Annotated in this window: 8 protein-coding genes; 3 read left to right on the forward strand and 5 right to left on the reverse strand. The window is 75.9% G+C overall.

Features of this window, described 5'->3' with window-relative positions; translation table 11 throughout:
- Nucleotides 1-14: 14 nt before the first annotated feature.
- The gene (gene eccB, locus ACZ7GJ_RS20965; RefSeq protein WP_470753659.1) at nt 15-1613 is read right to left on the reverse strand and encodes a type VII secretion protein EccB; all 1599 of its coding nucleotides are present in this window, start codon (nt 1611-1613) and stop codon (nt 15-17) included.
- Nucleotides 1614-1868: 255 nt separating this feature from the next.
- Between eccB and eccE the strand changes: the two genes are divergently transcribed.
- From eccE to ACZ7GJ_RS20980, 3 genes are all read left to right on the forward strand, one after another.
- Nucleotides 1869-3152: a type VII secretion protein EccE gene (gene eccE / locus ACZ7GJ_RS20970; protein ID WP_470753660.1), complete on the forward strand. Its 1284-nt coding sequence runs from the start codon at nt 1869-1871 to the stop codon at nt 3150-3152.
- The gene (locus ACZ7GJ_RS20975; RefSeq protein WP_470753661.1) at nt 3149-3865 is read left to right on the forward strand and encodes a hypothetical protein; all 717 of its coding nucleotides are present in this window, start codon (nt 3149-3151) and stop codon (nt 3863-3865) included. Before eccE ends, ACZ7GJ_RS20975 begins: the two co-directional genes overlap by 4 nt.
- A gap of 254 nt (nt 3866-4119) precedes the next feature.
- The gene (locus ACZ7GJ_RS20980) at nt 4120-7113 is read left to right on the forward strand and encodes an SCO5717 family growth-regulating ATPase (RefSeq protein ID WP_470753663.1); all 2994 of its coding nucleotides are present in this window, start codon (nt 4120-4122) and stop codon (nt 7111-7113) included.
- 91 nt (nt 7114-7204) lie between these two features.
- Here ACZ7GJ_RS20980 and ACZ7GJ_RS20985 read toward each other — a convergent pair whose 3' ends face one another.
- The 4 genes from ACZ7GJ_RS20985 to rbfA all read right to left on the reverse strand — a co-directional run bounded on the left by ACZ7GJ_RS20985 (nt 7205) and on the right by rbfA (nt 13852).
- Nucleotides 7205-8161, reverse strand: a complete 957-nt coding sequence (locus ACZ7GJ_RS20985) for a bifunctional riboflavin kinase/FAD synthetase (RefSeq protein WP_470753665.1) — start codon at nt 8159-8161, stop codon at nt 7205-7207.
- Nucleotides 8162-8288: 127 nt separating this feature from the next.
- Complete coding sequence (locus ACZ7GJ_RS20990) at nt 8289-12254, reverse strand: hypothetical protein (protein ID WP_470753666.1); 3966 nt, start codon at nt 12252-12254, stop codon at nt 8289-8291.
- 240 nt (nt 12255-12494) lie between these two features.
- Nucleotides 12495-13403 (reverse strand): tRNA pseudouridine(55) synthase TruB, encoded by a 909-nt coding sequence (truB, locus tag ACZ7GJ_RS20995; protein ID WP_470753668.1) that lies wholly within the window; start codon nt 13401-13403, stop codon nt 12495-12497.
- Nucleotides 13400-13852, reverse strand: coding sequence for a 30S ribosome-binding factor RbfA (gene rbfA, locus ACZ7GJ_RS21000; protein WP_389410219.1), 453 nt, complete (start codon nt 13850-13852; stop codon nt 13400-13402). Before rbfA ends, truB begins: the two co-directional genes overlap by 4 nt.
- Nucleotides 13853-13876: the final 24 nt, after the last annotated feature.

Genomic DNA, 13876 nt, shown 5'->3' on the forward strand with positions numbered 1-13876 from the left:
CATCGTCGGCATCCTCAGGAGCCCTGGGGCTGGCGGGCGGAGTTGGTGTCCAGCCGCGGCCCCTTGGACAGGAACTCCGACCAGGCGATGGGCACCATGGCCGGGACGACGCCCCCGTAGCCGAGCCGGGTCTGCGCCTGGCTGGGCTGGGGGCGTCCGTCGGCCGCGGCCGGGGCCGTGACCTGCGGCGCGTCGCTGTCGCCGTTGGCCTGCACGGCGTAGCGCAGTCCGGTGTCGGCGACCAGGAAGAGGGAGCCGCCGGCGGTCGTCTGGCGGCCCTGCAGCTGGGTGTACAGCAGCCCGGAGCCCGGTGTGACGTACGCGCTCGTGCCGCTGGCGGTGATGTCTACGGGGAAGCCGGTGCCGGCCCAGGTGCTCAGCGTCTGGTTGCCCTGGCCGTCGACCGAGCGCAGGACGTTGCAGACGGTGTCGCGGTCCGCGGTGGAGGCGGGGACGGGGGCAGCGGAGGCGGATGCGGTGGCGGGTGCGGATGCGGTGGCGGGTGCGGCCTGGTTCACCCGGTCGACCTTCCTCTGCGGCCACTTGGCGTCGCTCCGGAACGGCTCGGGATCCGGGCTCAGCGACTGGAGGTCCACCTCGCGGGCCTTGCCGTGCATGTTGAGGCCGTCGGTCGCGGGCGAGGAGATCAGCAGCCAGGCGACGAAGTCGGAGACCGGGGCCACCTTGCCGGGCAGGACCACGTAGTGCTGCGCGCCGGAGCCGGTCATCGCCTTGAGCACCATGCCGACCCGGTTGTCCTCGCCGACCAGGCCCGGGACACCCGCGTCGGTCCCGGCCACCGCGCCGGCGGGCAGCGGCGGGAAGGCCAGGTCCTCGCCGGAGTTGAGGGTGGCCAGCCAGGCCTCGGTGACCGGCTGCGGGGTGGCGCCGGTGCCGACCATGGCGTTGGTCATGGTGCCCGCGTCCGCGGTGCCCTCGGGGAACCGGTACTTCGTGCCCGTCGAGTCGACCAGGTACCGCTCCTTGGCCCCGTCGGAGTTCTGCACGTACAGCGCCTGGGTGTCGCCCAGCCGGCGCGCGTCGTCCATCACCCCCTCCTCCCGCTCCGCGAGCACGAAGGCGGCGGTCTGCACGCCCCGGCCGTTGCCGCCGGGCTGCTGGCAGACGGCCCAGCGCTTGGCCCTGCCCGCGTCGGCGGGGGCCGGGAGCCGGTCGGGGGCGTAGGGGATGCCGATGATGGGGCCGCGCGGCAGCCTGCCCTTGTCGAGCATCCGGTCGTCGACCTGGACGACCTTGAACTTGGCCGGATCGAGCAGGAGCCGGGCGGAGGCCAGGTTCATCACCGGGTGCAGCCGGGTCTGCTCCTTGCCGTTGACGGTGGTCGCCAGAACGACGTACCGGGTCGTCGACTGCTTGCCGACGATCACCTGGGTGCCGGGGGCGTCCCAGTTCCTGGGCGCCACCGGTCTGAACATGCCCCAGGCTCCGAAGGCGCCGAGCAGGAGCGCGCCCGTCACCAGCCCGGGGACGACCGCGCGCAGCGGACGCGGGGCGCCCTCCTCGGTGCCGGTGGCCGAGGGCTGGAGAAACGCGGCCACCGTGCGCCGCTTCGCAAAGGTGTACGCATTGAGCTCATCGCGTCGTGATGCCATGACCGCCTGCTTCTCCCCGCACGGCCCGGCCGGTGACCACGGTCGCCGGGCCTCGATTGTCGGACCGGGCACCTACTATGCCTCTTGACGGGGCGTCTGACGCTGACGGGTAGGGTGCGGTTGGCACCGCTGACCGTAAGAGCCGTGTAATTCAGGGTTGTTGGGGCGGATTGGGGAGGGTTCCGGGGGCGTGCGGCGGGCCGCCGCACCGCACCGGGAGCCACGGGGTCCGGTCCTGGAAGGGGAGGTGCGCCCGTGGGTACGAGCACTGCGCAGCCGCAGACCGGTACGGCCGCGCCCCCGCGCGACGGGGTGACCCCGCATCCGGAGGCGGGCCCGGGGCGGTTCGGACCATTCCGATTGCAACAGCTCGTACTGCTCCAGGTCGCCGCGGCCGCACTGCTCGTGGCCTGGGCGGTCGAGCCGCTGCTCCTCGCACCCGCCGGCGCGCTCGCCCTGGTCCTCGTGGTGCTCGCGGTCGTACGCCGCCACCAGCGCTCGCTGCCCGAGTGGATCGGCAGCGCGCTCGCGCTGCGCGCGCGCCGCCTGCGGGCCGCCGCCTCCGCCGTGCCCGCGGGCACCGAGCCGGGGCTGGCCCCGCTGGTCGAGGCCGATCCGGCGCTGCGGACCCTCACCTTCAGCGGCCGCGACCGGCGGCCCGTCGGGATGGTCGGCGACGGGACCTTCCTGACCGCGGTCGTCCAGGTGGACACGGACGCCACCGCCCTGCGGCCCGACCGGACGGCGCGGCCGCTGCCGCTTGCGGTCGTACGGGACATCCTCGAAGTGGACGGCATCCGGCTGGAGTCCGCGCAGCTCGTGCAGCACACCCAGCCGGCGCCCGCGCCGCACCTGCCGGCCGAGTCCATGGCCGCCCTCAACTACGCGCCGCTGCAGGCCCGGACGGGCTCCCCGGCGGTGCGGCTGACCTGGGTCGCGCTCAAACTCGACCCCGAGCTGTGCCCCGAGGCGGTCACCGCGCGCGGCGGCGGGCAGACGGGCGCGCAGCGGTGCCTGGTACGGGCGGCCGACCAGCTGGCGAGCCGCCTGACCGGGGCCGGTTTCCGGGCGACCGTGCTGACCGAGCAGGAGCTCACGGCCGCGCTGGCCACGTCCTCGTGCGCCAACCCGATGGCGATCACCCAGGCCGGGCGGACGGCGGGCACGCGCGGTCCCGGGCGGCGCACGGAGGAGACCGCGCGGGTCTGGCGCTGCGACGACCGGCGGCACACGACGTACTGGATAGGGCGCTGGCCGCAGTTGGGCGGCGCCGGGGCGGCCCTGCCGCAGTTCGTGGCGCTTCTGACCTCGCTCCCGGCGCTGGCGACGAACTTCAGCCTGACGGTGGCCCCGGGCGGGCGGCACGGGGTGACGCTGACCGGGCACGTCCGGGTCACCGGGCGCAGCGACGAGGAACTGGTGGCCGCACGGCGCGAGTTGGAGCGGACCGCGCGCGGCGTGAAGACGGGGCTGGTCCGGCTCGACCGCGAACAGGTGCCGGGGCTGCTGGCCTCGCTGCCGCTGGGAGGCGCGCGATGAGGGGTACCGGTGGCGCACGGGGCGGGTTCGGGCTGGTCGGCCCGCGCCGCGAGCGGCACGTGCTGTCGACGGTGGACCTGGAGGCACTCGCCCTGCCCGTCGGGGACGACGGCGTCGTCATCGGCGTGGACGCCGAGGGACGGCCCTCGGTGCTCGGCGTCAACCGGCCGACACCGTACGAGATCACGCTGATCGGCGGTTTGTGGACGGCGCAGGTGGTGGCGCTGCGCGCGGCGGCCACCGGTGCGCGGGTCGCGGTGGAGACCGGGCGCGGCCCGGTGTGGGCCGGGCTGGCCCGGGCCGCGGGCGGCGGCCAGCCGTGCGTGACCCTGCACGACGTGGGCCGGGTGCCGCCGCAGGGAGCGTCGGCGGGCAGCCCGGTGCTGGTGGTACGCGACTGCGGGATGCGGCCGCCGCGCGGGCGCGTGGTGGCGGGACCCTGGCAGTCGGTGCTGACCCTGCTGCCGTACCTGAGCCCGACGGCGCCGCGCCTGCTGCGCAACTCCGCGCTGGTCGGCGTCCAGCGGGTCTCCCCCGACGAGGCGGAGGAGATCGGCCGTCTGATGCACCTGCCGCAGGGGGCGGTGGCCTCGCTGCCCACCCTGGGCGACGGGGTGACGCTGTGGTGCACGCAACGGGACCGGCAGTTCGTGATGACGCAGCCGACGGAGACCGAGACGGGCCTGTTGGGCGCGGCGAGACGGATCGACTGAGCCCGGATGGACCCGGCGGCCGGCCTGTTGGTTGTCCTGGCGGTTGTCCTGGCCGGGGGGCGGTTGGCCCGGAGGGCGTTGTTGTGGGCAGGATGTATGTATGACCCCCGCCTTGTGGGGTGGGGTCATTGGCGGTCCGACCGACGGGGGCGGGCCGACGGGGGCGGACACCGGTGACGGCGCGCGATTAGGCTGAGCGTCGGCGCGGCGTCGTGGTGGGCGCCGGACCAGTGTTCGACAGACCAGGAGGACCAGTGAGCGGCGATCGGAACGAGAGGCGCGGCGGGACGTGGGACGTCCCGACGGACGATCAGTCCGACGCGGAGCCCGAGCTGACGGGCGAGTTCACCATCGACTACACACCGCCGGCCTGGTACACGCAGGGCTCCGTGCCCGCAGCCCCGGCCGTGCCGGCCACGCCGGCGCTGCCCGAGGGCAGCGGGTTCGAGCCGCACCGGCCTGCCGAGGCCGCTTCGCCTGCTGAGGGCGAGGGCGCGCCCGCCGCCTCCCCGGCGGCGCCGGCTCCTCTCCAGGCCCCGATCTACCGAAGCTCGGCGGTGGCCGACGCGTCACCCGCGTCCTTCCAGGCGCCGAGTTACTCGGTCGACCGCCCGGCCGAGACCCCGGCCACGCCGTCCGCCGGTGCGGCGCACACGCCGTACCAGCCGCCGAGCTACGCGACCGAGACCCCAGCCGCGAGTGCGCCCGCGCCGTTCCAGGCCCCGGCCACGCCGCCCGCCGCGGACCCGGTGTCCGCGGACCCGGTGTCCGCGCCTTTCCAGCCGCCGAACTACTCGGGCGAGACCCCGGCCGCCAACGCGCCCGCGCCGTACCGGGCATCGGCCCCGGAGCCGGTCAGCACGTCTGCGGCTGACGCGGGATTCGTGCCGTACCAGCCGCCGAGCTACTCGATCGACGCGCCGACCGCCGCCGCGCCCGCACCGGCCAAGGAGCCGGAGGCGACCGAGACCCCGGTGAGCCCGACTCCGGCCGCTGCGGCACACACGCCGTACCAGCCGCCGAGCTTCGCCGCCGCGTCCCCGGCCGATACCGCACCCGCGCCACTCCCGGCACCGGCCAAGGAGCCGGAGGCTGCCGAGACCCCGGTGAGCCCGGCTCCGTCCGACGCGGCACACACGCCGTACCAGCCGCCGAGCTTCGCCGCCGCGTCCCCGGCCGATACCGCACCCGCGCCGCTCCCGGCACCGGAGGCGGCCCCGAGCGCCGACGCCGCTGCCGCGCCGCTCCAGGTGCCCGCTCCGGCCGAGGAGACGGAGGCCGCCGAGACCCCGACGCGCCCGTCTCCGGCCTACCCGAGCACGCCGGAGCCCGCCACGGCCGACGCGGCCGCGCCCGTGCGGACGGCCACCCCCGCCGAGGGCACGCCCGTGCCTCCGGCCGCCGTCTCGGAGACCCCGTTCGGGGGAACCGTCCCGGAGACCGCACCCGCCGAACTGCCTCCACTGCCGCCCGCGTTCCCGGCCTCGGCCGCCCCGCAGGACGGCTACGGCTTCCCGCCCGCGCAGCCGCAGGCCGCCGACGCCCCGGGCGGGTACGGGTTCCCGCCCGCGCCCCCGGCACCCGCGCAGCCCCAGACCGCCAACACCCCGGACGGCTACGGCTTCCCGCCCGCGCAGCCCGCAACCCCCGTGGCGCCCGCCGACGGGTACGGGTTCCCGCCCGCGCCGCCGGCACCCGCACAGCCGCAGGCCGCCGAGACCCCGGACGGGTACGGGTTCCCGCCCGCGCCCCCGGCACCCGCACAGCCGCAGGCCGTCGCGCCCGCCGACGGCTACGCGTTCCCGCCCGCACAGCCGCAGGCCGCCGACGCCCCGGGCGGGTACGCGCCCCCGGCGCCCGCCGACGGGTACGGGTTCCCGCCCGTCCCGCCGCAGGCTCAGCCGCAGGCCCCGGCCCCGGGCCCGTACACCGACCCCCGCGGCGGCGCCCAGTGGCAGGCCGGGGCGCAGCCCCAGCCGTACCCCCAGCCCCAGCAGCCGCACCCGCAGGGACCCGGCCCCGACCCGCGCTACACGGTCGGCCAGCCCACCGGCGGGGCGCCCCTCGGCTACACCGCCGCCGTCGAGCTGTCCTCGGACCGCCTGATCCGCGGCAAGCAGAAGGCCAAGAGCGGCTCCACCCCCGCCGCGGGCAGCGGCGGCATCTTCCGCTTCGGCGGCAAGGCCGCAGAAGCGGAGCGCCAGCGCAAGCTGGAGCTCATCCGCACCCCGGTGATGTCCTGCTACCGCATCGCCGTGATCAGCCTCAAGGGCGGCGTCGGCAAGACCACGACCACCACCGCCCTCGGCGCCACCCTCGCCACCGAGCGCCAGGACAAGATCCTGGCCATCGACGCGAACCCCGACGCCGGAACCCTCGGCCGCCGCGTGCGCCGCGAGACCGGGGCCACGATCCGCGACCTGGTCCAGGCGATCCCGTACCTGAACTCGTACATGGACATCCGGCGGTTCACCTCCCAGGCCCCCTCCGGTCTGGAGATCATCGCCAACGACGTGGACCCGGCCGTCTCGACGACCTTCAACGACGAGGACTACCGCCGCGTCATAGAGACGCTCGGCCGCCAGTACCCGATCATCCTCACCGACTCGGGCACCGGGCTCCTCTACTCCGCCATGCGCGGGGTCCTGGACCTGGCCGATCAGCTGATCATCATCTCGACCCCGTCCGTGGACGGCGCGAGCAGCGCCAGCACCACGCTCGACTGGCTCTCCGCCCACGGGTACTCCGACCTCGTCTCGCGCTCCCTCACCGTCATCTCGGGGGTCCGCGAGACCGCCAAGATGATCAAGGTCGAGGACATCGTGCAGCACTTCGAGACCCGCTGCCGCGGTGTCGTCGTCGTGCCGTTCGACGAGCACCTCGCGGCCGGCGCCGAAGTCGACCTCGACATGATGCGGCCCAAGACGCGCGAGGCGTACTTCAACCTGTCCGCCCTCGTCGCCGAGGACTTCATCCGCGCGCAGCAGCAGGCGGCCCAGGCCCACTGGGGCCAGCCGCAGCCCCAGCAGCCCCAGCAGCCCCAGCACGGGCAGCCCCAGCAGCAGGCGCAGCCGCCGCAGGGCGGCCAGGCCCCGTACCAGCAGGCCCCGCAGCCGTACGGCCAGCCCTACCCGCAGCCCGGCACGCCCTGGCAGCAGCAGCCGCAGCCCCAGCCACCGCAGCAGCCTCAGCCGCCGCAGCAGCAGCCGCAGCCCGGCCAGCCCCCGCGCGACCCCCGCCTCGGCTGACCCGCGCACGCACGAAGGGCCCGTACCGTCCTGGTGACCAGGTCGGTACGGGCCCTTCGGCCGTTCCTCAGCGCCTCAGCGCCTCAGCGCCTCAGCGCTCGCTGTCGTACGCCTCCGTCAGCACCCGCGCCCGCTTCACGTCGTCCGCGATGGCCTCCAGCAGCCCGTCCAGCGACTCGAACTTGGCCATGCCCCGGACGTACGCGAGGAAGTCGACGGCCACGTGCATGCCGTACAGGTCCAGCCCGACCCGGTCGATCGCGTACGCCTCCACGGTCCGCTCGGTGGCGTCGAACTGCACGTTCGTACCGACCGAGATCGCCGCGGGCATCCGCTCGCCGTCCGCCGTCAGCCACCCCGCGTACACCCCGTCCGCCGGGATCGCGGTGTGCGGCTGCGTCTCGACGTTCGCCGTGGGGTAGCCGAGCTCGCGCCCGCGCTGCGCACCGCGCACCACGACGCCCTCGACCCGGTGCGGCCGGCCGAGGATCTCCGCCGCGCCGTCCATGTCGCCCTCGGCGACCAGCTTGCGCGCCAGCGTCGAGGAGAACGGCACTCCGCCGCCCGCCTCGCCGCGCTCCACCAGGTCCACGATCTCGACCTCGTAGTCGTACGTGCTGCCCAGCTCGCGCAGGAAGTCGACATTCCCGGCGGCCCGGTGGCCGAACCGGAAGTTGGGGCCCTCGATGACCGCGCGCGCGTGCAGCTTGTCGGCGAGCACCTTCACGATGAAGTCGGCCGGGGACAGCTGCGAGAACTCCGTCGTGAACGGCAGGATCAGCAGCGCGTCCACACCGAGCCCGGCCATCAGCTCGGCGCGCCGGTCGTACGGCGCCAGGATCGGCGGGTGGCTGCCGGGGCGCACGACCTCGCTGGGGTGCGGGCTGAAGGTGACGACGACCGACGGCACGCCGAGCTCGCGGGCCTTGGCCACGGCCCGCCCGATGATCAGCTGGTGGCCCCGGTGCACGCCGTCGTAGGAGCCGATGGTGACGACGCTGCGTCCCCAGTCCTGGGGGATGTCCTCCAAGCCACGCCAGCGCTGCACTGTGACCGCTCCTCGCCCGAACCGTGTAGTCCCTGTACTGATTGCCGATTGCAGGTCTAAGACTGCCATGCCGGTGGCCGGTGCCCACCATCGGCGTCTGGCTGGGACTTGTACCGTGTCCGCCGGGTCAGGCCGGGGCCGCGCCCGCGGGCCCGCCTCGGCCGAGGGTCTCCAGCGCCCGGCGCGCTCCGGGCCCGAGCAGCGCCGCCGCCTCGGCGCCCGCCTCCGCGAGCCACTGGGCGGCCAGCGCGCCGAAGGCCGGCCGCGCCCGGGCCAGCTCCACGGTCCGCCGCTCGAACACCGCGGGCCCGCCCGGCGCCCGCAGCAGCTGCCGCCCGGTGCGCCGCAGCAGCTCCCGGGAACGGGCCTCGGGGCGCCCGGCGGCCCCCTCGGCGACGGCTCCGAGGAAGGCGTCGAGCACCACCGGGTCGGTCTCCTCGCGCAGGAGTACGTCGGCCAGCTCGCCCCGCAGCGTGTACGAGGGCTCCCCGCCGGGCGCGGCCAGCACGGCCGCCAGCGCCGCCCGGACCGCGGGCGGGCCGGACCGGAGCAGGTCCAGCACCAGCGGGCGGAGCACGGGCGCGGCGGCCAGGCCCTGTTCGAGCCTCCGGTCCACGAACGCGGCGGCGTGCGGTGCGTCCTGCGGGCTGAGCGCGAGGTGCTCCCGTACGAGGTCGCCCGCGCGGCGCGCCAGCCCCGGCGTGGTCAGCGCGGCCAGGGCGCGCACCACCTCCCCGTCGGCCCGGGCCCGCAGGGCGGCGAACACCGCGTCCGGGTCGGGCAGTACGGGCAGGGCGGCGACCAGCGCGGAGGCGGGCAGCCGCGAGCCGCGGTCGGGGTCGCGGAAGCAGGAGAGGGCGTCGGGCAGGTACCGGGCGCGCACCTGGGGGTCGCGCAGCAGCATCCCGAGGGCGCTGCCGTGCAAGGTGGCGTCGCCGGGGCGCGAGAGCAGCTTCTGGGCGGCGTAGCGCAGCAGCTCGCGGTCGGCGGGCGTGCGGACGTGCGGGGCGGTGGCGAGCCCGTAGGCGGCGGCCGCGACGCGCCGCCCGGGGCGCTCGTCGTGGGCCCAGCGTTCGACGGCCCGGCACAGGGCGGACGGCTCGTCCTCCGCGAGCACGGTGAGCAGTTCGTCGGCGCGGGGGTGCGCGGCGGTGACGAGGGCCTCGGTGAGGTCGTCGACGGCGAGGCCGCGGTGCGTGTGCAGAAGCGCCTGGGCGGCGGTGGCGACGGTCGCCCCTGGGCGGCCGAGCAGCCGCCGCTCGTCGGTGAACCAGGCGCAGAGCAGGGGCTGTGCGAGCCGGGGGTCGCGGACGAGGCGGCGGGCCGCGGCGTCGAGGTAGCGGTGGTCGCTGGGCAGCATCCGGCGGAGCAGGTCGAGGCGGTCGGACTCGGGAAGCCGCAGCCGGTTCCAGAACCAGCCGTCGAACTCCTCCTGCCGTCCCGTGTGGGCGATGTGCTCGGCGAGGGCGTGCAGGACGGGCAGGTGCGGTCGGGCGGTGGGGGCGCGCAGCAGGGTCTCGCGCAGCAGCCGGCCGGCCCACCAGGCGGGCTCGGGGGCGGGGTCGGCGTTCAACGCCCGTACGAGGCGCATGAGATGGGGTCCGACCTCGTCGGAGGCGAGCCTGCGCAGGGCCTCCAGCACGGGCCCGATGCGGTGCCGGGGCACACTGTGGCCGGGGCCCTCCAGGGCCGCGAGGGCGGCCGGCAGGTCGAGGTGGCCGGCCTGGAGCCAGTCGGCCAGTTCCTCGTGGGCGAAGCGGTAGCCGGGCCCGGCGGGCACGAGCAGCCCCTCGGTGAGCACGGCTGAGGCCCAGCCGGTGCGCCAGGGGAACAGCTCTTCGAAGGCGGCCCGGTCCAAGGCCCCCCGCCCGGGCCCCAGACAGCGCCGCGCGGCCTCGTGCACCTGCCCCGCCACCCGCGCGGCCAGCCTCCCCACCCCGGGCCCGTAAGCCACCGCCCCACCCCCGCAGTCCCCCGCGTCCCCGCCGGGGCCGTACGCCGCCGGACCGGCAGCGGGGCCGGCAGCGGGGCCGGAGCCGCTGCCCCCGCCGGAGCCCGGGCCGGTCCACGAACCCCGACCCGTCCCGTACGCCGCCGCGCCGGATCCCCTCCCCGGACCGGGATCCGTATCCGCGCCGGAAGCCGGGCCGTACTCCGCCGGACCGGCAGCGGCGCCGAAGCCGGTACCCGCTCCGGAGCCGGTACCCGTGCCGTACGCCGCCGGACCAGCAGCGGCGCCGAAGCCGGTACCCGCTCCGGAGCCGGTACCCGTGCCGTACACCGTCGCGCCGGAGCGCGGGCCAGTACCCGGGCCGGGGCCCCCGCCGGGGCGCGTGGTCCTGCCCGTGCCGCGGTCGTAGGCCACCGCGCCGGTGTCCGTGTCGGTGCCCAGGCGGTACGCCGCCGGAGCCTGGTGGGGGCCCGTACCCGCACCCGGGCCGCCGCCGGCGTGGGCGCAGGGTCCGGCTTCGCGGGGTCTCGGGAGCAGCGCGGCGCCGGCCGCGGCGATGCGGACGGCCACCCGGAGGCACATCAGGTCGAGGTGGGCGCCGAAGACCTCCTCGCGCCCCGGCCGCCCGGCGGTGACCCCGGCGGCACGGACGCCTGCGAGCAGGTGCAGGGTGAGTGGATGCCTGCTGTCGGACTCCCGGACCGCGTCGGCCGGGACCCCCAACCGGGCCCGGGCCCGTTCGGCCTCGGCCGGGGTGAAGTCGCCGAGCGGGACCGCGGCCGGCAGCCTCCTGGCGGGCCGGGCCGGAGTGTGCAGCACCTCGGACGGGTACAGGGCGCCGGCCTGCTCCCAGTGCTCGGGCCGGGCCGCGACGACCAGCCGGGCCCCGGTCTCCCGCAGCCACCGCACGGTGCCTTCGGTCCAGGGTCCGAGTCCTTGGCCGAGCTCCGGGGGCATCTCCTCGGGCGCGTCGAGCACCACGACCAGCGCCCGCCCGGCCCGCCGGGCCAGCCGCGCCACCTGCTCCCCCGTCCCCCGGCCGGCGCCGCCGCCCTCCCCCTCGCCCTCCGCCAAGGCGACGGCGGCCACGATGCGGGCCGCCTCCGCCAGCGCCCGCGCCACCGCATCGGCCACAGAGGTGTCGGCGGACCGCAGATCGGCGCCGCGGAGCCAGAGCGTCGGGGCCGGGCAGGCTCCGTCGGCCCGGCGGACGGCCAGGGCCGCCAGGGCCGTGGTGCGGCCCGTCCCCGGGGGCCCCACCAGCGCGAGGACCAGGCGGTCGCCCGAGGCGAAGGCGTCCAGTTCGGCGGCGACGGCCGGGCGGTCCACCGGCTCCGGGCTCCGGGACGCGAAGGCCGCGCCGAGGGTGGTGCCGGTGAGTTCCAGCGCGCCGGCGAGGTTGAGGTCGCGGCCGTAGCCCGGCACCGTGGCGGCGTTGCGCCGGAGCAGCACCGCCAGCGGCCCGTCCGGATCGGCCGCGGCGGCCGCGGCCAGCGGCACCGCGAACCCGCCCGAGCGGTGCTCCGCCTGCAGAGCGGTGCCCAGCACCGCGAGCACCGCTCCGGTCCCGGCGTCCAGCACCGGCCCGCCGCACGCCTCTCCGCCGAGGCGGAGCGCATCCTGCCCGTCGGTCCCGATGGCCAGCTCCAGCGCCGCCGGCAGCATGTGGAAGCGGTCCGTGGCCGTGTAGGTGACCTCCGCGGGACCGAGCACCCGCGCCTGCCGCCATCCCCGCGCGGGCAGCCGTACGTACGTCCCGGGCGCCACGTCCTCCCGTATCGCCACCGGCAGCGGTCGCACCCCGAGCCCGTCGGTCCGTACCAGCGCCAGCCCGCATTCCGGCAGCGCCGTCACGTCCGGGGCCTCCGCGAGCCAGGTCCGCTCCCCCGGGCCGTGCAGCACCACCCGGGCCAGCCCGTCCACGGCCTCGTGGCTGGTGACCACCGTCCCGCAGTCGTCGGCGACGAAACCGCTGCCCCGCGGCCGTCCGGCGAGATCGCAGATCCTCACCAGGTCCGCGGTGATCCCGCCGGGCCCGTCGGGGCCGCCCCGCCCGCTCGCCGCGCCCGGCCCGCCCGCCGCACTCGCCGCGCCCGGCCCGCCCAGCCCGCCGACCCAGGTAGCCCCGTCCGCGTCCGCCATCGCCGCACCACTTTCGCCACGCCCCCCGCCACGCCCGTGCTCACGACGGTAGGCACGTGAAGATCAGCGGGGAAAGATCGCGAGACGAAAGCGCCCCCATACGCTCCCTCCATTCACTCCGAGCGCCTGCTCGGACGGGTGAATACGGGGGTCCGGGTGGATAGAGACCTACCCGAGGGGGGTCGTGGAGCGGTGAGCAGCAGTCGATGTGCGCTCACCGCTCCACGTCAATCAGGAACCTCAGACGAAGACCGCGAGGGACTTGGCCTTGCCGTTCTTGTTCTCTACGAGTCCGAGGAGCTGTCCGTCGGGCCCGTAGACCGCCACCGTCCGCCCGGCCTCGTAGGCCTCCGGCATCTCCAGCCGCACGCCGTTGCCCAGGAGCGACGCCCGCCGGGCGTCCAGGTCCCAGCGCGGGAAGGCCGCGGCGGCCGCCTCGCCGATCGGCATGACGGTCAGCTCCTCCTGGAGCTGGTCGAGCGTCCGCGCCCGGTCGATCTTGTACGGGCCCACGCGCGTGCGCCGCAGCGCCGTCAGGTGCCCGCCCACGCCGAGGTCGGCGCCCAGGTCACGGGCGAGGGCGCGGATGTACGTACCGCTGGAGCAGACGACGGAGACGACGAGGTCGACGACCTTGGTGCCGTCCTCGGCCTGCGCCTCCCGCATGTCGTACACCTGGAACGACGAGACGGTCACCGGCCGGGCCGGGATCTCGAAGTCCTCGCCGTCGCGGGCGCGCTTGTAGGAGCGCACGCCCTTGATCTTGATGGCGCTGACCTTGGACGGGACCTGCATGATCTCGCCGGACAGCTTGGCGATGCCCGCGTCCACGCCCTCCCGGGTGACCCCGGAGGCGTCCGTGGACGAGGTGATCTCGCCCTCGGCGTCGTCCGTCAAGGTGTTCTGCCCCAGCCGGATCGTGCCGAGGTACTCCTTCTCCGTCAGCGCGAGGTGGCCGAGGAGCTTGGTGGCCTTCTCGACCCCGAGCACCAGGACACCCGTCGCCATCGGGTCGAGCGTGCCGGCGTGGCCGACGCGGCGGGTCTTGGCGATCCCGCGCATCTTGGCGACCACGTCGTGCGAAGTGAAGCCGGACGGCTTGTCGACGATGACAAGGCCGTCCGGGGTCTTCCCTGCGTTGCTGCTCATTCCGCGGCTGCGTCCTCGTCGTCGTCTTCGCCGGGCTTCTTGTACGGGTCGGCGTCGCCTGCGTACTGAGCACCGGAAGAGACCTCGCGCACCTGGGCGTCGGAGGCGCGCGCCTTGTCGAGGAGGTCCTCGATGGTCTTGGCGTTCTCCGGGAGGGCGTCCGCGACGAAGGTCAGGGTGGGCGTGAACTTGGTGCCCGCCGCCCGGCCGACCGCGGAGCGCAGTACGCCCTTGGCGCTCTCCAGGCCCGCTGCCGCGCTGGCCCGGTCCTCGTCGTCACCGTAGACCGTGTAGAAGACCGTGGCCTCCCGCAGGTCGCCGGTGACCCGGGTGTCCGTGATGGTCACGTGCGTACCGAGGCGGGGGTCCTTGACACCACGCTGCAGCTTCTCGGCCACCACCTCCCGGATGAGGTCCGCCAGCTTCTTCGCCCGCGCATTGTCGGCCACTGGTCCGTCTCCTTCTTTGTCTTG

The sequence above is a fragment of the Streptomyces sp. NPDC037242 genome, from assembly GCF_055604165.1.

Bases quoted from the DNA above. Each gene is read 5' to 3' on its own strand.
- eccB (WP_470753659.1), bottom strand. From the start codon at position 1,613: ATGGCATCACGACGCGATGAGCTCAATGCGTACACCTTTGCGAAGCGG.
- ACZ7GJ_RS20975 (WP_470753661.1), top strand. From the start codon at position 3,149: ATGAGGGGTACCGGTGGCGCACGGGGCGGGTTCGGGCTGGTCGGCCCG.
- ACZ7GJ_RS20990 (WP_470753666.1), bottom strand. From the start codon at position 12,254: ATGGCGGACGCGGACGGGGCTACCTGGGTCGGCGGGCTGGGCGGGCCG.
- truB (WP_470753668.1), bottom strand. From the start codon at position 13,403: ATGAGCAGCAACGCAGGGAAGACCCCGGACGGCCTTGTCATCGTCGAC.